The sequence below is a fragment of the Profundibacterium mesophilum KAUST100406-0324 genome (assembly GCF_009835145.1).
Taxonomy (GTDB): Bacteria; Pseudomonadota; Alphaproteobacteria; order Rhodobacterales; family Rhodobacteraceae; genus Profundibacterium; species Profundibacterium mesophilum.
The window spans coordinates 1-23,914 of sequence record NZ_APKE01000013.1 but is presented as its reverse complement, the minus strand read 5'-3'; the positions used below and the strand labels follow the sequence as shown (position 1 = coordinate 23,914).

Annotated in this window: 20 protein-coding genes and 1 tRNA gene; 15 read left to right on the top strand and 6 right to left on the bottom strand. The window is 67.6% G+C overall.

The window, feature by feature from the left end:
* Positions 1–58: 58 nt before the first annotated feature.
* Positions 59–1,714, bottom strand: coding sequence for an NAD+ synthase (locus tag PMES_RS04725; RefSeq protein WP_159964373.1), 1,656 nt, complete (start codon positions 1,712–1,714; stop codon positions 59–61).
* A 168-nt stretch (positions 1,715–1,882) separates the two neighbouring features.
* On the opposite strand from PMES_RS04725, the gene PMES_RS04720 reads away from it, so the two are divergent.
* Both PMES_RS04720 and PMES_RS04715 read left to right on the top strand, forming a co-directional pair.
* The gene (locus PMES_RS04720) at positions 1,883–3,481 is read left to right on the top strand and encodes an MORN repeat-containing protein (protein WP_236549700.1); all 1,599 of its coding nucleotides are present in this window, start codon (positions 1,883–1,885) and stop codon (positions 3,479–3,481) included.
* Positions 3,478–3,825 carry an antibiotic biosynthesis monooxygenase family protein gene (locus PMES_RS04715; protein WP_159964372.1) on the top strand — a complete coding sequence of 116 codons (348 nt, stop codon included), beginning with the start codon at positions 3,478–3,480 and terminating at the stop codon, positions 3,823–3,825. Before PMES_RS04720 ends, PMES_RS04715 begins: the two co-directional genes overlap by 4 nt.
* 121 nt (positions 3,826–3,946) lie before the next feature.
* Here PMES_RS04715 and PMES_RS04710 read toward each other — a convergent pair whose 3' ends face one another.
* Complete coding sequence (locus tag PMES_RS04710; RefSeq protein WP_159964371.1) at positions 3,947–4,636, bottom strand: SDR family NAD(P)-dependent oxidoreductase; 690 nt, start codon at positions 4,634–4,636, stop codon at positions 3,947–3,949.
* A 21-nt stretch (positions 4,637–4,657) separates the two neighbouring features.
* Entirely contained in the window at positions 4,658–5,449 is a 792-nt protein-coding gene (locus PMES_RS04705; RefSeq protein ID WP_236549699.1) for an SDR family oxidoreductase, read from the bottom strand.
* 319 nt (positions 5,450–5,768) lie between these two features.
* Here PMES_RS04705 and PMES_RS04700 point away from each other — a divergent pair, with 319 nt between their 5' ends.
* The 7 genes from PMES_RS04700 (at position 5,769) to PMES_RS04670 (ending at position 14,189) form a co-directional block, all read left to right on the top strand.
* Positions 5,769–7,358, top strand: a complete 1,590-nt coding sequence (locus PMES_RS04700) for a 2-isopropylmalate synthase (protein WP_159964370.1) — start codon at positions 5,769–5,771, stop codon at positions 7,356–7,358.
* Positions 7,359–7,611: 253 nt separating this feature from the next.
* Positions 7,612–8,649: a rod shape-determining protein gene (locus PMES_RS04695; RefSeq protein WP_159964369.1), complete on the top strand. Its 1,038-nt coding sequence runs from the start codon at positions 7,612–7,614 to the stop codon at positions 8,647–8,649.
* Between the two features lie 45 nt (positions 8,650–8,694).
* Positions 8,695–9,633 carry a rod shape-determining protein MreC gene (mreC, locus tag PMES_RS04690; RefSeq protein ID WP_159964368.1) on the top strand — a complete coding sequence of 313 codons (939 nt, stop codon included), beginning with the start codon at positions 8,695–8,697 and terminating at the stop codon, positions 9,631–9,633.
* Positions 9,626–10,165, top strand: a complete 540-nt coding sequence (locus PMES_RS04685; RefSeq protein ID WP_159964367.1) for a rod shape-determining protein MreD — start codon at positions 9,626–9,628, stop codon at positions 10,163–10,165. Before mreC ends, PMES_RS04685 begins: the two co-directional genes overlap by 8 nt.
* Positions 10,162–12,108 (top strand): penicillin-binding protein 2, encoded by a 1,947-nt coding sequence (mrdA, locus tag PMES_RS04680; protein ID WP_159964366.1) that lies wholly within the window; start codon positions 10,162–10,164, stop codon positions 12,106–12,108. The genes PMES_RS04685 and mrdA overlap by 4 nt, the downstream gene beginning before the upstream one ends.
* Before the next feature lie 9 nt (positions 12,109–12,117).
* Positions 12,118–13,263 (top strand): rod shape-determining protein RodA, encoded by a 1,146-nt coding sequence (gene rodA / locus PMES_RS04675; RefSeq protein ID WP_159964365.1) that lies wholly within the window; start codon positions 12,118–12,120, stop codon positions 13,261–13,263.
* The gene (locus PMES_RS04670) at positions 13,260–14,189 is read left to right on the top strand and encodes a 2-hydroxyacid dehydrogenase (protein ID WP_159964364.1); all 930 of its coding nucleotides are present in this window, start codon (positions 13,260–13,262) and stop codon (positions 14,187–14,189) included. Before rodA ends, PMES_RS04670 begins: the two co-directional genes overlap by 4 nt.
* 10 nt (positions 14,190–14,199) lie before the next feature.
* On the opposite strand, the gene PMES_RS04665 is transcribed toward PMES_RS04670, so the two are convergent.
* On the bottom strand, positions 14,200–14,961 hold the full coding sequence (locus PMES_RS04665) for an SseB family protein (RefSeq protein ID WP_159964421.1): 762 nt from the start codon (positions 14,959–14,961) through the stop codon (positions 14,200–14,202).
* Positions 14,962–15,281: 320 nt separating this feature from the next.
* Here PMES_RS04665 and PMES_RS04660 point away from each other — a divergent pair, with 320 nt between their 5' ends.
* The 6 genes from PMES_RS04660 to PMES_RS04635 all read left to right on the top strand — a co-directional run bounded on the left by PMES_RS04660 (position 15,282) and on the right by PMES_RS04635 (position 22,289).
* Complete coding sequence (locus tag PMES_RS04660) at positions 15,282–15,944, top strand: uracil-DNA glycosylase family protein (RefSeq protein ID WP_159964363.1); 663 nt, start codon at positions 15,282–15,284, stop codon at positions 15,942–15,944.
* A gap of 105 nt (positions 15,945–16,049) precedes the next feature.
* Positions 16,050–18,716 (top strand): bifunctional lysylphosphatidylglycerol flippase/synthetase MprF, encoded by a 2,667-nt coding sequence (mprF, locus tag PMES_RS04655; protein WP_159964362.1) that lies wholly within the window; start codon positions 16,050–16,052, stop codon positions 18,714–18,716.
* Positions 18,717–18,902: 186 nt separating this feature from the next.
* The gene (locus PMES_RS04650; RefSeq protein ID WP_159964361.1) at positions 18,903–19,562 is read left to right on the top strand and encodes an ABC transporter ATP-binding protein; all 660 of its coding nucleotides are present in this window, start codon (positions 18,903–18,905) and stop codon (positions 19,560–19,562) included.
* Entirely contained in the window at positions 19,540–21,252 is a 1,713-nt protein-coding gene (locus PMES_RS04645; protein ID WP_159964360.1) for a capsule biosynthesis protein, read from the top strand. Before PMES_RS04650 ends, PMES_RS04645 begins: the two co-directional genes overlap by 23 nt.
* 7 nt (positions 21,253–21,259) lie before the next feature.
* On the top strand, positions 21,260–22,114 hold the full coding sequence (gene kdsA / locus PMES_RS04640; RefSeq protein WP_159964359.1) for a 3-deoxy-8-phosphooctulonate synthase: 855 nt from the start codon (positions 21,260–21,262) through the stop codon (positions 22,112–22,114).
* A gap of 100 nt (positions 22,115–22,214) precedes the next feature.
* Positions 22,215–22,289 (top strand) — tRNA-Gln (locus tag PMES_RS04635).
* Between the two features lie 1,009 nt (positions 22,290–23,298).
* On the opposite strand, the gene PMES_RS04630 is transcribed toward PMES_RS04635, so the two are convergent.
* Together PMES_RS04630 and PMES_RS04625 are read right to left on the bottom strand one after the other, a co-directional pair.
* Positions 23,299–23,520 carry a hypothetical protein gene (locus PMES_RS04630; protein ID WP_159964358.1) on the bottom strand — a complete coding sequence of 74 codons (222 nt, stop codon included), beginning with the start codon at positions 23,518–23,520 and terminating at the stop codon, positions 23,299–23,301.
* Positions 23,521–23,529: 9 nt separating this feature from the next.
* Positions 23,530–23,914 (bottom strand): hypothetical protein (locus PMES_RS04625; RefSeq protein ID WP_159964357.1); only part of this gene is annotated, 385 nt, incomplete at its 5' end.

The window sequence follows — 23,914 nt, the reverse complement described above, 5'->3', positions numbered from 1 at the left end:
TGACGGGCGCCGAATTGGCGGCTGGGCGGGCGCGGCGCGGCTCTCCTCGGAGCCTGCCCTAGCTCTCGCGCCAGCGGTTGACGATCGGGTAGCGGCGGTCGAGCCAGAAGGCCCGCGGGGTCAGCCGCGCGCCGGGGGCCGACTGGAACCGCTTGTACTCGCTGCTCAGGATCAGATGCTCGACCTTGCGCAGCATGTCGGGGTCATGGCCCGCTGCGATCAGTTCGGCCACGCTTTCCTCCCGGTCGATCAGCGCCTCGAGCACCGCGTCGAGCACCGCGTAGGGCGGCAGGCTGTCCTCGTCCTTCTGATCGGCACGCAATTCCGCCGAGGGCGGCTTGTCGATGATCGCGGCGGGGATCACCTCGCCCCCCGGGCCCTTCATCCAGTCGCGGTGATTGGCATTGCGCCAGCGGCAGGTCTCGAAGACGCGGGTCTTGTAGAGATCCTTGATCGGGTTGTAGCCCCCCGCCATGTCGCCGTAGATCGTCGCATACCCGACCGCGACCTCGGACTTGTTGCCGGTGGTCAGGAGCATCTCGCCGAACTTGTTGGACAGGGCCATCAGGAGGAGCCCGCGCAGACGGCTTTGCACGTTCTCCTCGGCAAGCCCCTCGGGATGCCCTTCGAAGAGCGGCGCCAGTGCCTCGGTGATCGCCGCGCGCGGCCCCTCGATCGGCAAATTGTCGATATGGCAGCCCAGCGCCCGCGCGGCCTCGGCAGCATGATCGAGCGAACTTTGCGAGGTAAACTCGGATGGCAACATCACGCAGCGTACATTGGACGGTCCCAGCGCATCGGCCGCGATGGCCGCCACGAGCGCGCTGTCCACCCCGCCGGACATTCCCAGCAGAACCCGCTCGAACCCGCTCTTGACACAATAGTCGCGCAGCGCCGTGACCATCACCCGGTAATCCTGCTCCCAGACATCGGGGAAGACCGCCCTCTCGCCCGGCACCGCCTGCCAGCCCTCGGGGCTCTCCTCGAAATCGACATGTGCGACCGTGTCCTCGAAAAGCGGCAGCTGCATGGCGAGGGCGCCGTGCGGGTTGAGCACGAAGCTGCCACCATCGAAGACCTGGTCGTCCTGCCCGCCGGTCATGTTGAGATAGACGAGCGGCAGGCCGGTCTCGACGGTCCGGGCGACCATGTGGCTCATGCGGATGTCGAATTTGCCGCGGAAATATGGCGAGCCGTTGGGCACGAGGAGCATTTGCGCGCCGCTCTCGGCGAGGGTCTCGGCCACGTCCTCGTGCCAGGCATCCTCGCAGATCGGGGTGCCGATGCGCAGCGGGCCGACGCTGTAGGGCCCGCTGAGCGGTCCGGCGGAGAAGATCCGCTTTTCGTCGAAGACATTGTAATTGGGCAGCCAGTGTTTCAGCACACGCGCCTTCACCGCGCCTCCCTCGAGGATCCAGTAGGCGTTGTAAAGCTCGGTTCCGTAGGCGTAAGGCCCCCCGATCCCGATCGCCGGCCCATCGGCGCAATCGCGCGCCAACCGCTCGATGGCATCCATTGCGGCGGTGGTGAAAGCCGGCTTTTGCACCATGTCCTGCACCTGGTAGCCGGTGATGAACATCTCCGGCAGCGCCAGCATGTCGGCACCCGCTTCGCGCGCCGCGCCATGCGCCTCGCGGGCCAGGGCGGCGTTGCCATCAAGGTCGCCGACGGTCGGATTGATCTGGGCGAGGGTCAGTCGGAAACGGGCGGTCATCACGGCTCCTTTGCGGTTGGACCCGGCTTAGCACAAGCCCCGGCGATGAAAAGCGCGCCGCGCCCCGCGCGGGGCGAAAAGCGTTGCGGGCCGCCGGGGCCGTGGTTAGGTTTGCGCTGAACCAGATACCTGTAAAAATACCGCTTTCAAGCGGGATGGGAGCAAGTCGTGCATCAGCCAAGCAACCTGATCGGCGCCGTTGTCGTGGCCAGCCTGGCGGCAGGCAGCGCATTGGCGCAGGCGGAAGGCGAGGTCGTCACCAAGCAATACGAGGATGGCGGCGTCTACGAGGGCACCTTCAAGGACGGCAAGCAGCACGGGCGCGGCACCTACAGACTTCCGAACGGATACGAATATGTCGGCGAGTGGGTGGAAGGCGAGATCCGCGGCACCGGCACGGCCCGCTTTCCCAATGGCTCGATCTACGAGGGGGAGTTCGCGAAGGGCAAGCCCGAGGGGCTGGGCAAGATCACCTTCGCCGATGGCGGCACCTACGAGGGCGACTGGTCCGACGGCAAGATCAATGGCGAGGGCGTCGCGCTCTATGCCAATGGCGTGCGCTACGAGGGCGGCTTTCGCAACGCGTTGCATCACGGGCTGGGCCGGATGGAGAGCCCCGGCGGCTATGTCTATGACGGCGAATGGGTGAACGGCGCCAAGGAGGGCACCGGCACCATCACCTATCCCGACGGCGCGATCTACGAAGGTGCGCTGGTGGATGGCAAGCGTTCGGGGCGCGGCCGGCTCGAGATGCCGGACGGCCTTGTCTACGAGGGCGACTGGTCCGATGGCGAGATCACCGGCACCGGCACCCTGACCCAGCCCAACGGCGATATCTACGAGGGCGCGCTGGAAGCCGGCGAACGCCAGGGCGAGGGACGCGTGACCTATGCCAATGGTGACATCTACGAGGGCGGCTTCGTGGACGATCGCCGCGAGGGCACCGGCACCTTCACCGGAACCGATGGCTACAGCTATACGGGCGATTGGGTGGCCGGCCGCATCGAGGGCACGGGCACCGTCACCTATCCCGACGGCTCGGTCTACGAGGGAACGTTCAAGGACGATCTCGCGGATGGCCGTGGCAAGATCACCTATCCGGACGGCAACACCTACGAGGGCCAGTGGGTGCTCGGGGTGATCGAGGGAGAGGGCCGCGCCACCTATGCCAACGGGATGAGCTACGAGGGCGGGTTCAAGAACGCCCAGAATCACGGCCAGGGCACGATGCGCTATCCCGACGGCTACAGCTATGTCGGGGATTGGCGCGAGGGGCAGCGTCACGGCGAGGGCGTGGCGACCTATGCGGACGGATCGGTCTACGAGGGCGGGTTCGAGAACGGTGTGCGCTCGGGGCGCGGCGAGATCACGATGGCCGATGGCTTCGGCTATGTCGGCGAGTGGCAGGATGGCGAGATCCACGGGCGCGGCGTGGCGACCTATGCCAATGGCGATGTCTATGAGGGGAATTTCGTCGCCGGGAAGCGCCAGGGCGAAGGCACGATCCGCTATGCCAGCGGCGAGGAGGCGTCGGGCGAGTGGAGCGATGGCGCGCTGACCCGTCCGCAGGACGACGCGGATACCGAGGCCGGCGGAAATGCCGGGGAAGCCGATGGCGAAACCGGCGGCGCGGCGGCGAATGGCGGTGATGCCGAGGAAGCCGGAGCGGCGGAGGAGACGGACGCGCCCGGCGTGCTCCTGACGCCGGAGGCGCCCCCGCAAGAGGGCGCGGCGGGGGATGGAACCCCCGAAGGCACCGGGCAGTGATCGCGATCATCTTCGAGGTGGTCCCGGCACCGGGCAAACGCGAGGACTATCTCGATATCGCCGCCGTGATGCGGCCCATGGTCGAGGAGATCGAGGGATTCATCTCCGTCGAGCGCTTCGAGAGCCTGACGACCCCGGGCAAGCTTCTGTCGATCTCCTTCTTCGAGGACGAGGCGGCGGTCGACCACTGGCGTGCGCTCGATGCGCATCGCGGGGCACAAGCGCGCGGGCGCGGCGATGTCTTCGCCGATTACCGACTGCGCGTGGCCCATGTGCTGCGCGATTACGGCAAGAACGACCGGGCGCAGGCTCCGGCCGACAGCCGCGCCGCGCACGAGGGCTGAGCGAAGCGGCCGCCGGGCGGGGGCGGAATATCCCCGCCGCTCCGCCCGTGCGCGCGCCCTTGAGCCTTCGGGCTCCGGGACCCCTTCCAGGCCCATTCGCACCAGAACCGCCCCGGCCTCGCTACCAGGGCACCACTTCACCGCGGTGGTCGAAGAAGCCGCCCGTCTGCTCGGGCCGCAAGCCTGCGCAGACTGCCAGCAGACGGCGCGCGGCCTCCTCGGGAGCGAGCTTGTCGCGGGTGTAATCGGCCGTGAACGATGTCTCGACCGTGCCGGGATGCAGGGCGGCGAGTATCGCGCCGGGGCGCTGGCGGCGCAGCTCGATCGCGGCCCCGCGGATCACCTGGTTCAGGGCCGCCTTGGAGGCCCTGTAGGAATGCCAGCCGCCCAACCTGTTATCCCCGATCGAGCCGACCCGCGCCGAGAGAACACCGATGACGGCGCGCTCGCTTCGCGGGAGCAGCGGCGCGAGGCGTGCCAGCACCAAGGCCGGGCCGACGGCATTGACCGCGAAGAGCGCGGTCATGGCATCGGCGTCGATCGCGCCGAGTGATTTCTCGGGCCGGGCTCCCGTGGCGGCAAGGCGGCCCGTGGCGATGAAGATCGCCGCATATGGCCCCTCCAGCGCATTCAGGTGCCGCGAAACGCTTCGGGGATCGGTGATCTCGAACCCGTCCTCGCGCCGCGAGAGGCGCGTGACCTCGAAGCGGCTTCCCGCGCCCCCGGCGGGATCGGCCAGAGCGTTCGCCAGCGCCGCGCCGATGCCCCCCGAGGCACCGATGACCAGCGCGCGGGGCGCCCCGGCACTCATCCCGAGCCGCCCCGGACCGGATCAATGCGCATAGATCATCTTGCGCGTCATGCCGCCATCGACGGTCAGCTCCTGCCCGGTGACGAACCCGGCCTGCGCCAGGTAAAGCACCGCTTCGGCGACATCCTCGGCGCGCCCGACGCGGCCGACGGGATGCTGTTCATGATCCACGCCCCGCAGATCGCTGTCCCGCGCCGCGATCCAGCCGGGCGCCACCGCGTTGACGCGCACATCCGGTCCCAGGCTGATCGCCATCGCATGGGTCAGCGCCACGAGCCCGCCCTTCGCGGCCGCGTAGGCCTCGCAGTCGGGCTCGGACATCGCCGCGCGGGTGGAGGTGACGTTGACGATTGCCCCGCCTGCACGCCGCAGCGCCCCGGTGCAGGCGCGGCTCATCAGCATCGCGCCGGTCAGGTTCGTGTCGATCCAGCGCTGCCACTGCGCCGCCGGCAGCGTGTCGAGCGGCCCGCTTTGCGGATCGCTGATGCCGGCATTGTTGACCAGCAGATGCAGCGCGCCGTCCCCGGCCGCCTGCGCCACGGCCTGCTCGACCGCGCCCTCGTCGCGGATATCGGCCGTGACCGTATGCATATGCGGATCCGAAGGAAGCTCCGCCAGGGCGGCAGCGTCGCGGTCGAGCGCGGCCACCCGCCATCCATTGGCCAGGAGATGGGCGACGATTCCCCGCCCGATCACACCGGCCGCGCCCGTCACGAGCGCCAGTTTCTTGTCATGTTCCATGACATGCGAGCTAGCGGCCCGCGCGGTGCGGTCAACATGCGCGTCGCGGGCCATGCCGACCCCGTCGACCATGCGTCGCGGGCCGGGTCCGGGATGCGTGGGCGGGAGCGTGGGCGGGATGCGTGGGCGGGGCGGGCTCCGCCTTGGCCTGCCGGCGCAATTTCCGGGCTTTCCTTTTCGCCGATGCCGGGTATCATGCGCTTTATGACCACGCGTTCTCTTCATATCGCCCTCGATGGTCTGCTGCTGCGTCTCGGTCACCTCTGAGCGTGCCTGTCGGCGCGACCGCTCGGAGGGTCACAGCGCCGAACACCCCCCCACCCCGCCGGAACATGCCAGCCGATCGCGCGCAGCGCCGAAGGCCCTGGCAGATGACGAGAAAGACAAGTTCATGACAGACGAGACCGCCCGCCCCGCCGCCACGCAAGACCGCGTCTTCATCTTCGACACCACCTTGCGCGATGGCGAGCAGTCGCCGGGCGCCACGATGAGCCATTCCGAGAAGCTCGAGATCGCCGGGATGCTGGACGAGATGGGTGTCGACATCATCGAGGCAGGCTTTCCGATCGCCAGCCAGGGCGATTTCGAGGCGGTCCGCGACATCGCGAAACTGTCGCGCAACGCCGCGATCTGCGGGCTCTCGCGCGCCAATTTCAAGGACATCGATCGGTGCTGGGAGGCGGTGCGCGAGGCGCGCCATCCGCGCATCCATACATTCATCGGCACCTCGCCGCTCCACCGCGCGATCCCCAATCTCGACCAGGACCAGATGGCCGAGCGGATCCACGAGACCGTGACCCACGCGCGCAACCTGTGCCCCGACGTGCAATGGTCCCCGATGGATGCCACGCGCACCGAATGGGATTATCTCAAGCGCGTGGTCGAGATCGCCATCAAGGCGGGCGCCACCACCATCAACATCCCCGACACCGTGGGCTATACCGCGCCCGCCGAGAGTGCCGAGCTGATCCGCCGCCTCATCGCCGAGGTCGACGGCGCCCCGGATGTCATCTTCGCCACCCATTGCCACAATGACCTCGGCATGGCGACCGCCAACAGCCTCGCGGCCGTGGCGGGCGGCGCCCGGCAGATCGAGTGCACTATCAACGGCCTGGGCGAGCGCGCCGGCAACACCGCGCTCGAGGAGGTCGTGATGGCGCTCAAGGTGCGGGGCGACATCATGCCGTGGAAGACCGGCATCGACACGACCAAGATCATGAACATCTCGCGCCGCGTGGCCACGGTGTCGGGCTTCCCGGTGCAGTTCAACAAGGCGATCGTGGGCAAGAACGCCTTCGCGCACGAGTCGGGCATCCATCAGGACGGAATGCTCAAGAATGCCGAGACCTTCGAGATCATGCGCCCCTCCGATGTCGGGCTCAAGGATACCAGCCTCGTGCTCGGCAAGCATTCGGGACGCGCGGCGTTGCGCAGCAAGCTCTCCGAGCTCGGCTACGCGCTCGAGGACAACCAGCTTTCGGACGTGTTCGTGCGCTTCAAGGCCCTTGCGGACCGCAAGAAGGAGGTTTTCGAGGATGACCTCCACGCCCTCATGCGCGATCAGTCCGCCGCGAGCGAGGACCGGATAAGCCTCGCCTCCCTGCAGGTCGTCTGCGGCACGCAAGCCCCCCGCACGGCCGAGATGACCCTCGTCATCGACGGCGCCCAGAAGCAGATCAAGGCGGAGGGCGACGGCCCGGTCGACGCGGCCTTCAACGCGCTCAAGGCATTGGTGAGCCACGATGCGCAGTTGCAGCTCTACCAGGTGCACGCCGTCACCGAAGGCACGGACGCGCAGGCAACGGTGACCGTCAGGCTCGAGGAGAAGGGCCGCATCGTCACCGGCCAGTCGGCCGATACCGATACCGTGGTCGCATCGGCGCGCGCCTATATCAGCGCGCTGAACCGGCTCCTGGTCAAGCGCGGCACCAGCGCGGAGGATACCGATCGCAAGACGGTCAACTACCACGACGCGGGCTGAGGACGCTCGGTGTCCGCCCGCCCCGCTCGCGGGCGGGTGCACTGCGTCCCTCCCCGCCGGAGGCCACGAAGTTCGGACAATCGCGCCGGCGCGTCTGGACCTTCTCTCGGCGCTCGTGGCAGGATCGCGCCGAGATCGGGGCGCATAGCCCCTTTTTTTCGGCAGGTGGGCTGTGTAGACGGAGGCGGTCCGCACTATCACCCCGGCGGGCAATCGGAAGCTTCACACAAGGCCAGAGGGACGGGCACGGGTAATGAGCAGTTTCACGGGACTCTTTTCCTCTGACATGGCGATCGATCTGGGGACCGCCAATACGCTCGTCTACGTAAAGGGACGCGGCATAATCCTCAACGAGCCCTCGGTGGTCGCCTATCACGTCAAGGACGGCCGCAAGCAGGTTCTTGCCGTGGGCGAGGACGCCAAGCTGATGCTGGGCCGCACCCCGGGCTCGATCATGGCGATCCGGCCCATGCGCGAGGGCGTGATCGCCGATTTCGACGTGGCCGAGGAGATGATCAAGCATTTCATCCGCAAGGTTCACAAGCGCACGACCTTCTCCAAGCCCAAGATCATCGTCTGCGTGCCCCACGGCGCCACACCGGTCGAGAAGCGCGCGATCCGCCAGTCGGTGCTGAGCGCGGGGGCGCGGCGCGCGGGTCTCATCGCCGAGCCGATCGCGGCGGCCATCGGCGCCGGCATGCCGATCACCGATCCCACGGGCAACATGGTCGTCGATATCGGCGGCGGCACGACCGAGGTGGCCGTCCTGTCGCTTGGTGACATCGTCTATGCCCGCTCGGTGCGTGTGGGCGGCGACCGGATGGACGAGGCGATCGTGAGCTACCTTCGCCGTCAACAGAACCTGCTGATCGGGGAGGCAACGGCCGAGCGCATCAAGACCACCATCGGCACCAGCCGGATGCCCGATGACGGGCGCGGTGCCTCGCTGCAGATCCGCGGGCGCGACCTTCTCAACGGCGTGCCGAAGGAGACCGAGATCAACCAGGCGCAGGTCGCCGAGGCCCTTGCCGAGCCCGTGCAGGCGATCTGCGAGGCGGTGATGACCGCGCTCGAGGCGACGCCTCCGGACCTGGCCGCCGATATCGTCGACCGCGGCGTCATGCTGACGGGTGGCGGCGCGCTTCTGGGTGATCTCGATCTTGCGCTGCGCGAGCAGACCGGCCTTGCGGTGTCCGTTGCCGACGAGACGATGAACTGCGTCGCGCTCGGCACCGGCAAGGCGCTCGAATACGAGAAGCAACTGCGTCACGTCATCGACTACGAAAGCTGACGCCACCGCCCCGCGGCATGGCGCGATCCAGACCCGGGAACGGAAATGGCCAGGGAAAAGCGCGAGAGCGACCAGTTCACCCGCCCCGTCAGGCGTATCGTGATCGGTGCCATGGTCATGGCGCTGATCGCCATATTCCTGTTCTGGCGCATCGACAGCCCGCGCGCCGAGCGGATGCGCGCCGCGGTGATCGACCGCGTTGTGCCCTCCTTCGACTGGGCCCTCGTCCCCGTCACCCAGATCGCCGGGATGATCGAGGATTTCCAAAGTTATACCCGCATCTACGAGCAGAACCAGGAGCTGCGCCGCGAGCTTCAGCAGATGAAGGCCTGGAAGGAGGCGGCGCTGCAGCTCGAGCAGCAGAACGCCAAGCTGCTCGATCTCAACAAAGTGCGCCTCGATGCCTCGCTGACCTATATCACCGGGGTCGTGCTCGCCGATAGCGGCTCGCCCTTCCGCCAGTCGGTCCTGATCAATATCGGGGGGCGCGACGGGATCGTGGATGGCTGGGCCACCACCGACGGTCTCGGCCTCGTGGGACGGATCTCGGGCGTCGGCGAGACATCGGCGAGGGTGATCCTGCTGACCGACAGCAACAGCCGCATCCCCGTCGCGATCCAGCCCTCCGGTCAGAGGGCGATCCTGGCGGGAGACAACTCTCCGCTGCCGCCCCTCGATTTCGTCGAGACGCCAGAGGCGATTCGGCCGGGCGACCGCATCGTCTCCTCCGGCGATGGCGGCGTCTTTCCCGCGGGCCTGCTCGTGGGCCAGGTGGTCCAGGGCAAGGGCGGCCAGCTGCGCGCGCGCCTTGCCGCCGATTACGAGCGGCTCGAGTTTCTCAGGGTGTTGCGGGCGCATCCCGGTGAGCGGATCGGCGATCCCGGCGGGCTGGTGATCCCGCCCGCGCAGCTCGAGGGGCCGCCGCCGCCCCCCGCCCTTCCCGGCACCCCTTCGCCGGACGCGCAGGATGCCGGCGATGGTTGATCAGGTCACCTCGCGGCGCTGGCGCTATCACATCGTCTATCTCGCCGTCTGCGCCATCATCATCTTCATCCAGATCCTGCCGTTCCGGATCGCCCCGAACCAATGGCCGGGCCCTGACATCCTGACGCTTCTGGCCTGTGCCTGGGTGCTGCGCCGGCCCGATTACGTCCCGCCGGGCATCATCGCGCTCGCCGCGCTCTGCGCCGACCTTCTCTTCATGCGTCCGCTCGGCCTCTGGGCGGCGATCACCGTGCTCGGGGTTGAATTCCTGCGCAACCGGGCGCATCTTTCGCGCGATCTGCCCTTTCTCGTGGAATGGCTCATGGTCGCCGGCGTCCTTTTCGTGATGACCCTCGCACAGGGCGTCGTCCTGGCGGTCTTTCTCGTCGATCAACCCGCGATCGGCCTCGTCTCGCTGCAACTGGTGATCTCGATGCTCAGCTATCCTCTCGTCGTCGGTGCCACGGCCCACGTCTTCAAGGTGCGCAAGACCGCGCCCGGACAGGTCGACGCGCTCGGGCACCGGCTGTGAAGCGCTCGCCCAAGGACACGGCCGCCTCGAGCCGCAAGATCACCCGGCGCGGCCTCGTGCTCGGCGGGTTGCAGCTGGGCTTCGGCGGCATCCTGACATGGCGGATGCAGCAGATGCAGGTCGAGCAGGCCGACGAGTTCCGCCTGCTGGCCGAGGAGAACCGGATCAACATGCGGCTGATCGCGCCGGCGCGCGGCCTCATCTTCGACCGCAACGGCATTCCGCTCGCCGAGAACGCGCAGAATTACCGCATCGTCATCGTGCGCGAGGACGCCGGCGACGTGGACGAGGTGATCGCGCGGCTCACGTCGCTGATCGACATCGCGCCGGACGAGCTGGAGCGGTCCTTGCGCGAGATGGAACGCCGCTCGCCCTTCGTGCCCGTCACCCTCACCGATCAGCGCAGCTGGGAGGACGTGGCGACGGTGTCGGTCAACGCGCCCGCCCTTCCCGGCATCACGCCCGATGTGGGACTGACGCGCAATTACCCTCTCGACAGCGATTACGCGCATGTCATCGGTTATGTCGGTCCGGTCTCGGACTACGATCTGAGCAAGATCGACGACGACGATCCGCTCCTGCAGATCCCCAAGTTCCAGATTGGCAAGACCGGCGTCGAGGCCAAGTATGAGCGCACCCTGCGCGGCAAGGCGGGCGCCAAGCAGATCGAGGTCAACGCCGCCGGGCGGGTGATGCGCGAGCTGGGCCGCAATCCCGGTGTTCCGGGGGCGAGCATGCAGCTCACGATCGAGAGCCGGCTGCAGAATTTCGTCGATGCGCGCCTGACGCTCGGGTTCAGTGCGGCGGCCGTCGTGATGGACCCGCGCAACGGCGATCTGCTGGCCGTCGGCAATGCGCCCACCTTCGATCCCAACAAGTTCGTGCGCGGCATCTCGACCGCCGATTACGGTGCGCTGACGGGCAACAAGTACCGCCCCCTGTCGAACAAGGCCGTGCAGGGTGCCTATCCTCCCGGCTCGACCTTCAAGATGATGGTCACGCTGGCCGCGCTCGATTCGGGCGAGATCGGCCCCGAGGACACCGTCTACTGCCCGGGTTACACCGCCGTTGGCAACCGGCGCTTCCATTGCTGGAAGCGTGGCGGGCATGGCTATGTCAATCTCGAGAAGAGCCTTCAGCAATCGTGCGACGTCTACTACTACGATCTCGCCCAGCGCGTCGGCATCGACCGGATCGCCGAGACGGCACGCCGTTTCGGCCTTGGCGAGCGGTTCGACCTGCCGATGTCGGCGGTGACCGGGGGGATCATGCCCGACAAGGCCTGGAAGGCCGCCAGCTACGGCAAGAGCTGGCGCGTCGGCGACAGCCTCAACGCGGCGATCGGCCAGGGCTATGTCCTTTCCTCGCCGTTACAGCTCGCCGTGATGACCGCGCGCCTGTCGACCGGGACCGGGGTGATGCCGCGTCTCGTGAAGGCGATCGACGGTGTCGAGATGCCGATCGAGGGGGCGACGCCGCTGGGCTTCAACGAGAATCACCTGCGCATCGTGCGCAAGGGAATGCATTCGGTGTCGAACTCGCGCCGCGGCACCGCCTTCCGGAGCCGGATCGCCGATGACAGCCTGAGCATGGCGGGCAAGACAGGCACGAGCCAGGTCCGCAACATCACCGCCGCCGAGCGCGCCCGCGGCGTCACCAGCAACGCCGATCTTCCCTGGGAGCGGCGCGATCACGCGCTTTTCGTGGGCTATGCCCCCTTCGACAATCCGCGCGTCGCCGTGTCGGTCATCGTCGAGCATGGCGGTGGCGGTTCCTCCGCGGCCGCGCCCGTTGCCCGCGACATCCTGCTCTTCGCGCTCCATGGCAAGCTGCCCCCGCTCGAGAGCTATCCCGAGCGCGATCGCGAGGAGATCGCGGAAATGTTCGCCTCCCTGCCCCTGCGCGAGCAGTTCCGCCCCACCGATACCCGCTCGCGCGCCTGAGGACGGCCCATGAGCTATCTCGAATACAACGTGAAAACGGTCCCCACGGGCCTGTCGAAGATCCTATACCTCAACTGGCCGCTGCTGGTGCTCATTACGGCCATCGCCTCCGTCGGTTTCCTGATGCTCTACTCGGTCGCCGGCGGCTCGCTGAGCCCCTGGGCCGAGCCGCAGATGAAGCGCTTCGCCCTCGGTGTCGCGGTGATGCTAACCATCGCGATGGTGCCGATCTGGTTCTGGCGCAACATGGCCGGGCTCGCCTATGGCGTCTCGCTGGGGCTCTTGCTGCTGGTGGAGTTCTTCGGCACGACCGGAATGGGCGCCCAGCGCTGGATTGATCTGGGCTTCATGCGGCTCCAGCCATCCGAGCTAACCAAGATCACCCTCGTGATGATCCTCGCGGCCTATTACGACTGGCTCGACGTGAAGAAGACCTCGCGCCCCCTCTGGGTCATCATCCCGGTGATCCTCATCATGCTGCCCACCTACCTCGTGCTGCGCCAGCCCGACCTGGGGACCGCGATCCTGCTGGTGACGGGGGGCGGCATCGTGATGTTCCTGGCCGGGGTGAGCTGGTGGTATTTCATCGCGGTGATCGGCGCGGGCGTCGGCCTCGTCAGCGCGGTCTTCACCTCGCGCGGAACCCCGTGGCAGCTGCTCAAGGACTACCAGTACCGTCGGATCGACACTTTCCTCGATCCCTCCAGCGACCCGCTGGGGGCGGGCTATCACATCACGCAGTCCAAGATCGCGCTCGGTTCGGGCGGCTGGACGGGGCGCGGCTACATGCAGGGCACGCAGAGCCGGCTGAACTTCTTGCCCGAGAAGCACACCGATTTCATCTTCACCACCCTTGCCGAGGAGTTCGGCTTCGTCGGCGCCTTCTCCTTGCTTGCCCTTTATGCGCTCATCATCTTCTTTTGCGCCGTCTCCGCGATGCAGAACCGCGACCGCTTCGGCTCCCTGCTGACCCTCGGGGTGGGAACCACCTTCTTCCTCTTCTTCGCCGTCAACATGTCGATGGTCATGGGCCTTGCTCCCGTCGTCGGCGTGCCCCTTCCCCTCGTCAGCTACGGAGGCTCGGCCATGCTCGTGCTGCTGATGGCCTTCGGCTTTGCGCAGTCGGCCCATGTCCACAGGCCGCGCGGCCGATGATCCGCGTTCTCTTCGCCGCGCCCCAAGCTGAGTGGGAGGCCTATCGCGGACCGCTTGCCTGCGCCTTCGAGGCCGAGCAACTGGATGTCGCGCTTGCCTGCGACCATGATCCCGCCGAGGTCGATTACATGATCTATGCGCCGGACGGGCCGGTGCGCGATTTCACCCCCTACACGCGTTGCCGGGCGGTGCTCGGGCTTTGGGCGGGGGTCGAGGGGATCACCGGCAATCCGACCCTGAAAATCCCCCTCGCACGGATGGTCGACGAGGGCCTGACGCAGGGCATGGTCGAATGGGTCTGCGGGCATGTCCTGCGCCACCATCTGGGTCTCGATGCCCATATCAAGGGGCAGGACGGCACCTGGCGCAAGGGCGCGCCGCCGCTTGCCTGGGATCGCCGGGTGAGCATCCTGGGGCTGGGCGTCCTGGGGGCGGCCTGTGCGCGTGCCCTTGCCGGGCTCGGCTTCGACGTCGCCGGGTGGTCGCGGGGGCCCAAGGATCTGGGCGTGATCGGCACGCGGCATGGCGAGGACGGACTCGAGGATGTCCTGCGCCGCGCCGAGATCCTGGTGCTTCTGCTGCCGCTGACGGAGGCGACGCGCGATCTTCTGGATGCGCGCCGTCTTGCCATGCTGCCCAGGGGTGCGGTGCTCGTCAATCCGGGACGTGGGCCGCTGATCGACGATGCGGCCCTTCTCGCGGCGCTCGACGAGGGACGGATCGGCCATGCCACGCTCGATGTCTTTCGCACCGAGCCGCTGCCCGAAGGCGATCCCTATTGGGCGCATCCAAGGGTGACCGTAACGCCGCATATCGCGTCGGAAACCCGGCCGGCAAGCGCCGCGCGGGTGATCGCGCGCAACATCCGCCGGGCCCAGGGCGGCCAGGAGCTGCACCACCTCGTCGATCGCGAAAGCGGGTACTGACCCCGCGCGGCTATCGCAGCCGCGGCGGTTTCTGCGGGTCCATACCGGGCCCGGTCCGCTCGCCGTCGCGCTTCTCGGTGCGCAAGTGAGCCTTCGGCAGGTCGAACCGCAGCCCGGTCCGCGCCAGCCGCGCGGCCACCGGATCGCTCGGCGCGAAGAAGCCGACATCGATCTCGCCCGCATCAAGCCCGGAGAAGACGAGCGCCTCGCGCACCGCGCGCGCCAGGGCCGCTTCCGCCTCGGGGGCGGCGCCGACGAAGGCCAGGAGGTGACCCACCGCGCCGGTCTCGTAGGTGACGCCGCAGAGATAGGCGATCTGCGCAAGACCGCCCGCCCCCGCCAGTTTCGTGTCGAGCGCCTGGAGCAGGATCTGCGGCAGCCCGCCCGGCGCACTGAGCGCCCGGGCCCGCGCCAGGCGCTCCGCCGGTGCCTCGCGCAGCGTCTCGGCCAGCCAGTCGATCGCCTGCGCCGGCAACACCATGGCGGAAGGCGCCACGCCGGGATTGAGCGCGATCCCGAGCCCCTGCCCCTCGAGCATCATCGCCGCCGCGCGCCCCGACAGGGCCGCGTAGGGCGCGGGCGCACCGGTAAAGGCGCCAAGACGCTCCTCCAGATCGAAGACGGGTACGAGGCGGCCCTCGGCCGTGTCGAAGATCTCGGGGTCGATCCGCTCCCCCTCGGATTCGGCGCGCAACAGAACGAAGAGCTCCGCATCTGCGAGACGCGCATAGAAGCGAAGGCGCGCGGCGTCATCCTCCGGCGCGGCCTCCATCAGCGCATGGGCGGCATCGATGGGCGTTTGCGCGCCCGCCTCGGCCCCGGCATGCCCGGCAACGGGCGGATCGCCCGCCGAGGCATCGCCGCTGGGCACGGGTTCGGGATCATGGCCATGGACCTGGCCGGATTGCGAGGCGGCATCCTGGCCGGGACCTTCCGGCGTCTCGTCTGGGGGCGGGATCGCGGACATCGTCATGGCCTTTGCTCGCGGAACATTCGATGCGCTGGTTAGGCGCTTGGCCGTCGCGGTGCAAGCCGCAGCGGACGGGGCGTCCGACCCTTGCCTGTCGCCGGCGCCGCGCCATCTGCACCCCCATGAGCGCCACACCCGCACATCCGCCGAGCACCGTTCCACCCGAACCCGGCCAGCCGGACCCTTCGGGGACCGACGCCGATCTTCCGGCACGTATCGCACGGTGCCGGATCTGCGCCGGGCGGTTCGCGGCCACGGCCACGGCCCATTCGCCCAACCCGGTCGTCTGGTTCCGCCCCGGCGCGCGCATCGTGATTGCCAGCCAGGCGCCTGGCCTGCAGGTGCACAAGGCCAACACGCCTTTCTGGGATCGTTCGGGCACGCGGCTGCGCGAATGGCTCGGGATCGACGAGGCGGTGTTCTACGACCGCGAGCGTGTCTCCATCCTGCCATCGGCGTTCTGTTTTCCCGGCTACAACGCGGCGGGCTCCGATCTTCCCCCGCCGCCCGTCTGCGCCGCGACCTGGCACGCGGACGCGCTTGCCTATATCGGAACGCCGCGGCTGCGGGTTCTGGTGGGCGGATACGCGCACCGGCTGCATCTCGGCCTGCGCCAGCCGGTGACGCGCACGGTGATGAACTGGCGCGAACATGCGCCCGGAACCTTCGTCCTGCCGCATCCCTCCTGGCGCAACAACGCCTGGCTCAAGGCCAATCCGTGGTTCGCCGCCGAACTCCTGCCGGAGCTGCGCCAAGCCGTTCGCCGCGCACTCGAGCCCGACTGACGCCCGAGCGCGGTTGCGTTGCCGCGCCGCCTGACACAGAACGAGGCCACGGAGCGGCGCGATGGCCCGCCCCGCCCTTCGCATCGCAAGACGGACAAGCCCCGCGTGGAACACCATGATCGCCAGCGCCCCCAGAAAACCATCCCGCCGGCACCCGGCATGCCGTCCGCGCAGGGCGAGGCGCGCGGCGGCCAGGAGCCACTCTCGCACCTGGCCCTCCTGCGCAAGCATTCCGCGCTGCTGGCGACCCTCATCCTGTTCCTTGCCGGCGCCTACGCGCTCTACAGGCTGCTCGCGCCCCTCGACATGAAGGCGGTCCTGGCGCAGATCGCCGCCACGCCCGGCCCGACCCTTCTTGCCGCCGGCGCCGCCACGGCCGTCAGCTACGCCGCGTTGATCGGATACGACTGGTCGGCGATGCGCTATCTGGGACGGCGCGTGCCGCTTCCGGGCGTCGCGCTGGGCGGGTTTCTCGGCTACGCCTTCGGCAACACGATCGGGCTGAGCGTCCTGTCGGGCGGGGCGGTGCGTTACCGCATCTACCGCGCGTTGGGGCTCGATGCCTACGACGTGGCCGCCGTCTCGAGCTTCGTGGCCCTCTCCTACGGCTTCGGCGCGACCCTGCTGGGCCTGGGCGCGCTGGCCTGGCAACCGGCCGCGCTCGCGCCGGTCACCGACATGGCGCCGGCCCTGCTGCGGATGGGCGCCCTCGGCGCGGCCCTCGCGATCGGGGGCTTCCTCGTCTGGGTCTCCTTGCGCGGGGGGCGGCTCAGGGCGGGGCAGTTCTCGATGCACGCGCCCAGCCTGCCCGACATGGGACGCGCCGCGGTCTTCACCGCGGTCGACGTTTTCGCAGCGGCGCTCGTGCTGCACCTGCTGCTGCCCGAGGGAAGCCTGTCCTTCGTCAATCTCGTCGCCGTCTTCTCCGTCGCCACGATGGCCGGTGTCGCAAGTCATGTCCCCGGCGGCATCGGCGTCTTCGAAAGCATCATGCTCGCCGCGATGCCCGCCAGCGTTCCGATCAATGACGCGGTCAGTGCCCTGCTGCTCTACAGGCTGATCTATTTCCTCCTGCCTTTTCTCCTGGCCCTCGCGATCCTGTCGATCAGCGAGATCTGGACCGTGTCGGGACGCCGGCTGCCGGCGGTATCGGGCCTCGCGCCCGTGCTGACGGCCGGGCGCGGACTGATCCCCGTGGCGACCGGCGCCCTGGTGCTCAGCTCGGGTCTCTTCATGATGTTCGCCGGCCTTCTGCCCAACCCGCATGCAACCGCCGAGGAGCTGTCGGGCGTGCTGCCCCTCGCGATGGTCGAGGGAGGGCCGATGATCTCCAGCATCGTGGGCTCGATGCTCGTGGTGCTGGCCCCGAGCGTCTTCCGAAGGGCACGCCTGGCCTTCTGGATCGTGCTCGCGGGGCTGGTGCTGTCGATCGTGGTGGCCGCCAGCATGACGCGCGACATCGAGCGCGTGGTGATCCTGTCGGTTATGACGCTCATCCTGCTGCCCTGCCGGCATGAGTTCCACCGCCGTGTCAGGCTCGGTCAGGGTGTCTGGTCGGCGCGCTGGGCGGCGCTCATCGTCTCGATCCTCGTGTCGCTCTTTCTCGTGTGGTATCTCGTGCACCAGAGCGGCGCGGTCCCCTCGTCGGTGATGTGGTGGCAGCTTCTCGACGATCGGCCCTCGGCGGCGGCATGGCGCGGCGCCCTCACGGCGGCGGTGATGCTCAGCGCGGCCCTCGTCTTCTCGGCCCTGCGCACCGCCCGGGCGACGGCCCAGCGCCCCGATCCCGAGGCGATGGCAAGGGCCCGCGCGATCGTCGATGCGCATGGCACGGCGCAGGACATGCTGCTGCTGACCGGCGACAAGACGTTGATGTTCGGCCCCGAGGGGCGCTCGGTGATCTCCTACGGGGTGCGCGGCGCCTCCTGGATCGCGCTGGGCGCGCCGGCGGGCGAGCCCGAGGATTGCATCGACCTCGCCTGGGCCTTCGCCGACGCGGCGCGCGCCGCCGGCGCCCGGCCGGTCTTCTACGAGGCGCCGTCGCGCTTTTCGGACCAGGCGATCGAGATGGGACTGAGCCTGCACAAGATGGGCGAGGAAGCGATCGTCTCGCTGGACGATTTCTCCCTCGATGGCCCGAGCCGCAAGAGGCTGCGCACCAGCTACAACCGCGCGCTGCGCGACGGGCTCTCGCTCGAGATCGCGGCCCCTCCCCATTCGGCGCAGACCCTCGCCCGCCTGCGCGAGATCTCCGATGAGTGGCTTGCCGGGCGCGCGGCGCGGGAGAAGAACTTCTCGATCGGCGCCTTCGCGCCCGCCTACCTGCAACGCACCCGCATCGCGCTCGTTCGCCATGAGGGGCGGATCGTCGCCTTCGCCACCCTGCTCGAGGCGGCCGGCACCCGCAGCGCGGCGGTCGATTTGATGCGTCACTGCGGCGAAGGACCCGGGGCGGTGATGGAGTATCTCTTCACCGCGTTGATGCTGGAGCTCTCGCGCGAGGGCTGCGCGGAGTTCAGCCTCGGAATGGTGCCCTTCGCGGGGATCACGGTGCGCCGCGGGGCCGGGCTCTGGACGCGCTTCGGCGCGCTGGTCTACGCCCATGGCGACCGGTTCTACAATTTCGACGGGCTCAGGCGGTTCAAGGAGAAGTTCGACCCGGTCTGGAAGCCGCGCTACCTGTGCTGCCGCACGGCGCTGCCCCCCGTCGGGCCGCTTGCCGATGCGGCGCGGCTGATCTCGGGATCGGCGCAGGGCCTGATCGGCAAATAGGCCGCGCGATTGTTTCCCATTGGCAACCAATCTTGTGCGAGCATCATATTCTGAACATATTCGGCACGCAGCAGCGATCGCTTCGGCAACGATACGACATAATCGCGCCGGATTGCATGTCTAGAGTGAACGGTGAACCGGACCGCGCCGCGTGTCCCGCCCCCAAGATTCGAGGCCGACGGCCAGATGATCGAGTTCGATGCAGTTTCCAAGTCCTTCTGGACCGGATCCCAGCGCAAGGTGATCCTGGACCGGGCGTCGTTCCGTGTCGAGCTTGGTAATTCCATGGGCATCCTGGCACCGAACGGGACCGGCAAGACGACCCTGATCAACATGATGGCCGGGCTCGAGAAGCCCGACGAGGGAGAGATCAGGCGCACCAGCCGCATCTCCTTTCCGCTCGGCTTCATGGGCGGGGTGGTCAACAAGCTTTCGGCCACCGAGAACACGCGCTTCATCGCGCGGCTCTACGGTCTCGACCCCGACTACCTCGAGGCGTTCTGCCGCTGGCTCTGCGGTCTCGAGGAATATTTCGACATGCCGGTCGGCACTTACTCGGCGGGGATGCGCAGCCGCCTGAGCTTCGCGCTACTGCTGGCGCTGGATTTCGATATCTACCTGATCGATGAGGGCATGCCCTCGACAACCGATGTCGAGTTCAACCGCAAAGCCGGAGAGATCCTGCGCGAGCGGCTCGAGAACTCGACGGTGATCGTGGTTTCGCATCAAGCCGAAACGCTCGAGAAGTTCTGCCGTTCGGCGGCGGTCCTGCTCGATGGGCAACTGCTGATGTTCGACACGCTGGAAGAGGCGAAACAGCTTTATGACTATGAAACCCAGAGCTAGGAAGTTTCGCATCAAGCGCACACCGACCGAGGGTGGCGCGCAGCATGCGGCCGCGCCGGGCAAGGCGGACGAGACCGCGCGCGCGCCGGAGCCTGCCAAGGAACGCCGCCCGGATGTGGATGCGGGGGCGCGGCCGGACACCGCGGCACCAGGCACACCCGTGCCAGGGCGCGAGGCCGCCGAAAGCGCCGCTCCGACCGTTCCGGCGCCCAGCGAGGCGATGCTGCGCGAATCGCAGGTTGCGAGCCCCAAGGCGGTGGCGGACGAGACGGATCTCTCCGCGATTCGCAAGGAAGGGTTGACCGGGCGACAGCTGCGCATGGCGCGCAGGCTTGCCCAGAAGAACGGGATCACCGCGACCTCCGATCTCGACGCCGTGCGCCAGCTCCGCGCCAGGGGGATCGATCCATTCGAGCGCGCGAACATGCTCGAGCTGGTGGTCCCCGAACAGGGCAGCGAGGGCGAGCTGCCGCAACTGCCCCAGACCGTTCCGCAACCCGCCGCCCCTGCCCGCACGGGCACCAAGGACGCCGACCCGGTCAGCCGCAGCCGGCAGATACTCGACATCCAGCGCGACATCGCCCGCCGGCGGCGCCGCAAGCTCGCGCTTCTGGGGGCGCGTCTTGCCTTCTTCGTGATCCTGCCGACCTTCCTTGCCGGGTGGTATTACTACAAGATCGCCACCCCCATGTATGCCACGAAGACGGAATTCGTCATCCAGCAGGCCGAGAACGCCTCCGGCGGCGCGCTTGGCGGGCTCTTCTCGGGCACCGGCTTTGCAACCAGCCAGGACAGCATCGCGGTGCAGAGCTACCTGCAATCGCGCGATGCGATGCTGCGTCTCGACGAGGATCTGGGCTTCAAGACCCATTTCAGCGATACCGCGATCGATCCCATCCAGCGGCTTCCGCAGGATGCCAGCAACGAGAAAACCTACAAGCTTTACAAGGACATGGTGAAGATCGGCTACGATCCCACCGAAGGCATCGTCAAGATGGAGGTGGTCGCCCCCGACCCCGAGCTCAGCGCCGAGTATTCGCGCCGCCTCATCGATTATGCCGAGGAGCGCGTGGACAACCTCACGCAGCGCCTGCGCGCCGACCAGATGTCGGGTGCCCGCGAGAGCTTCGAGGAGGCGGAGGCCAAGATGACCGCCTCGCAGGCGCGTGTCCTGCGCATCCAGGAACAGCTCGGCGTGCTCGATCCCGCCTCCGAAAGCGCCGCCCTGATGAGCCAGATCGGCACCTTCGAGACGCAGCTGCGCCAGAAGCGGCTCGAGCTCGACCAACTTCTGTCGAACCGCAGGCCCAACGAGGCGCGGGTCGACGGCGTGCGCGGCGATATCGAGCGGCTGAACTCGGTCGTTGCCGATCTGCGTGCGCAGATGACCGATGGCAGCGGCAGCGCCTCCTCGCTGGCCGGCGTCTCCTCGCAACTGCGCTTGGCCGAGGTCGATTTGCAGACGCGCACCTTGATGATGCAGCAGGCCCTGCAGCAGCTAGAGACGGCCCGCATCGAGGCCAACAGGCAGGTGCGCTACCTCTCGCTCGGGGTAACGCCGGTGGCGCCGGACGAGGCGACCTATCCGCGCTCCTTCGAGAACACCTTTCTCGCCTTCCTCATCTTCTCGGGGCTTTACCTGATGATCTCCCTCACCGCGTCGATCCTGCGCGAGCAGGTCTCGTCCTGACCGCCCGATGACGATACCTCGCCCCGATCACCGGTTCACCCTCGGCGCGGGGCTTGAAGGCGCCTGCACTTTGGGGCCCCGCGGCCCCCTGACCGTCATCGCCGGCCCGTGCCAGCTTCAATCCGCCGACCATGCCCAGATGATCGCCGGCACGTTGCAGGAGATCTGCGCGTGCAACGGCTTGAACTTCGTGTTCAAGGCCAGTTTCGACAAGGCGAACCGAAGTGCCCATGACGCGGAACGCGGCCCCGGCGCGGCCGCCGGGCTGGGCATCCTGCGCGATCTGCGCAAGGCGCTGGGGGTTCCGGTGACGACCGACCTGCACCTGCCCGAACAGGCCGGCGAGGTTGCCGAGGCGGTCGATCTTCTGCAAATCCCGGCTTTCCTGTCGCGCCAGAGCGATCTGCTGGCGGCGGCGGCGGCGACGGGACGGCCGGTCAACGTGAAGAAGGGCCAGTTCCTCGCGCCTTGGGACATGGAGCAGGTGGTTGGCAAGCTCATGGCCGCCGGCGGGCGGCAGATCGCGCTGACGGAGCGCGGCAGCAGCTTTGGCTACAACCGCCTGGTGGCCGATTTGACCGGCCTGCCGCGGATGGCCGAAACCGGCTGCCCGGTAATCATGGATGCCACCCACGCGGTCCAACTCCCGGGCGGCGCGGGGCATGCGTCGGGGGGACGGAGGGAGGACGCCCCTGCCCTTGCGCGCGCCGCCGTCGCGGTCGGCGTCTCCGGCATCTTTCTCGAGACGCACGAGGATCCCGCCAGCGCCCCATCGGATGGCGCCGTGATGCAAAGCCTTTCCAGCATGCCCGCACTGCTTGAGCAACTTGCCCGGCTGCACCGGCTGGTGTCTTCATTCTGAGCCCGCCGGGAGGACGTGTCGCCCCCGGGAAAAAAGGTCGCGTTTTCTGCGCCGCGGGGCTTGCGATCCTGAACTTCGCTGGGTAAATACCGCGCACCGTTGGGGTGTAGCCAAGTGGTAAGGCATCGGTTTTTGGTACCGTGTATCGTAGGTTCGAATCCTACCACCCCAGCCATCTTTTCCTCATGCGAACGAGAGCTGAGTGAGCGAGGATTGACGGGCTCTCGATGCGGGCCGCGTCCGGGATTCGCCAAGCGGTGCGGTGAACCATGTCACGGACCGCGTCCCATTCGCCGCGCGAGCAGAGAGCCGCGTGACCACGGCGGCATCGGAGCTGAGCATCGGCCGATCATTCTCGCGCGCCCGACCCTTTCCGTTCACCCGGGCTTGAGCCGTGGGAATGTCACCGTTCTCCGGGCACATCCTAGCCCCTTGATTTTCGAAACCGGTTTGTCCACATTCAGGTGGTGCCCGAGACAGCCGTTCCGCCTGCCTCGAGCAGTGAGGATGTGACGCACCTCCGGTGTAGCGTGACAAAAGGTTCTGCAGTAAATTACAAAAGGTTTTGCAGCTGTAGCGTGACAAAAGGTTCTGCAGTAAATTACAAAAGGTTTTGCAGCACCGCGTTTTTGCGAAATCGGCCAGTTTCGGCCTGAAATTCGACCCCGAAACCGAACCCGTTTAAGCACTTCTAAACGCCGGTTTCACGCCCCTCTCAAACCAGCTTGTCCGACCCGGATCGATGAGGCAACAGCGCTGGTGAACGAACCGAGTTCGTTCACTAGAAGATCGGGGGATCTCAGTGCAGGCACGGGCTGCTGAAAGCGCTCAGGCCAATGCGCCACCAGCCGATGTCGTCCTGCCCGGCTGTAGCGTGACAAAAGGTTCTGCAGTAAATTACAAAAGGTTTTGCAGCATTGCACTTTTGCGAAATCGGCTGTAGCGTGACAAAAGGTTCTGCATCGGCCAGTTCTAGCGCAAAATTCGACCCCGAAATCGAGCCCGTTTAAGCTCCTCTAAACGCCGGTTTCACACCCCTCTCAAACCAGCTTGTCCGGCCCTGATCGAAGAGGCAACAGCGCTCGATACGCGCGCCTCGCGCGGGGGCTAGTGAGCGAACCGAGTTCGGTCGCTAGAATGCCCGGGCGCGGGACGGATGCAGCGGAACTGAGTTCCGTTGCATCTCAGTGCAGGCGCGGCGCGCTGAAAGTGCTCAGCCCAATGCGCCACCAGCCGACGCCATCCTGCCCGGCAATGGCGATCACGGCCTCCTCATAGCCGCACTCCTCTCCTTCCTCATCGAGCCAGTCGGTGATCGGAACGATGCGGCCATCGGTGAGCAGGCACTGGCAGAGCTCAGGGTGCAGGGCTTCGACGGTCGGGCTGTCGCGATCAGGCGCCATCACTTGATCTCCTCACGTCAGAATGAACATCTGGCAATCGCCGGGCGGCAGGCTCGTTTCGATGACGTTGAGCGGGCCGGTGATCGCCGCGCTCTGAAGCGCGAGCGTGCTCGCCGTCGCGGCCGTCGAGTTGTGGTCTGCAAAGCCCCCTGTCATCGTCCACTTGGTGCCGGCGGTGAAGCCGGGCGGCACGCGCAGCACCACGGGCGAGACGCCATCCCCCGCCACCCCCCCATTGAGCTCCGCGCTCTCGCCGAACTTGCCGGGGATGCGGCGGTTGATGAGCACGATGCCCAGCTTGGCCCCCTTGCGAAAGAAGTAGCACGCCACCTGCGGCACGCCCGGATAGGTCGCCCCGTCGCTCAGAATGTCCGCCTTCGCCACCTTGAGCGCGCGC

Coding starts and splice junctions, on each gene's coding strand:
- PMES_RS04725 (WP_159964373.1), bottom strand. CDS start 1,714: ATGACCGCCCGTTTCCGACTGACCCTCGCCCAGATCAATCCGACCGTC.
- PMES_RS04710 (WP_159964371.1), bottom strand. CDS start 4,636: ATGAGTGCCGGGGCGCCCCGCGCGCTGGTCATCGGTGCCTCGGGGGGC.
- PMES_RS04705 (WP_236549699.1), bottom strand. CDS start 5,449: ATGGTCGACGGGGTCGGCATGGCCCGCGACGCGCATGTTGACCGCACC.
- PMES_RS04700 (WP_159964370.1), top strand. CDS start 5,769: ATGACAGACGAGACCGCCCGCCCCGCCGCCACGCAAGACCGCGTCTTC.
- PMES_RS04695 (WP_159964369.1), top strand. CDS start 7,612: ATGAGCAGTTTCACGGGACTCTTTTCCTCTGACATGGCGATCGATCTG.
- mreC (WP_159964368.1), top strand. CDS start 8,695: ATGGCCAGGGAAAAGCGCGAGAGCGACCAGTTCACCCGCCCCGTCAGG.
- PMES_RS04685 (WP_159964367.1), top strand. CDS start 9,626: ATGGTTGATCAGGTCACCTCGCGGCGCTGGCGCTATCACATCGTCTAT.
- rodA (WP_159964365.1), top strand. CDS start 12,118: ATGAGCTATCTCGAATACAACGTGAAAACGGTCCCCACGGGCCTGTCG.
- PMES_RS04670 (WP_159964364.1), top strand. CDS start 13,260: ATGATCCGCGTTCTCTTCGCCGCGCCCCAAGCTGAGTGGGAGGCCTAT.
- PMES_RS04665 (WP_159964421.1), bottom strand. CDS start 14,961: ATGGAGGCCGCGCCGGAGGATGACGCCGCGCGCCTTCGCTTCTATGCG.
- PMES_RS04660 (WP_159964363.1), top strand. CDS start 15,282: ATGAGCGCCACACCCGCACATCCGCCGAGCACCGTTCCACCCGAACCC.
- PMES_RS04650 (WP_159964361.1), top strand. CDS start 18,903: ATGATCGAGTTCGATGCAGTTTCCAAGTCCTTCTGGACCGGATCCCAG.
- PMES_RS04645 (WP_159964360.1), top strand. CDS start 19,540: ATGACTATGAAACCCAGAGCTAGGAAGTTTCGCATCAAGCGCACACCG.
- kdsA (WP_159964359.1), top strand. CDS start 21,260: ATGACGATACCTCGCCCCGATCACCGGTTCACCCTCGGCGCGGGGCTT.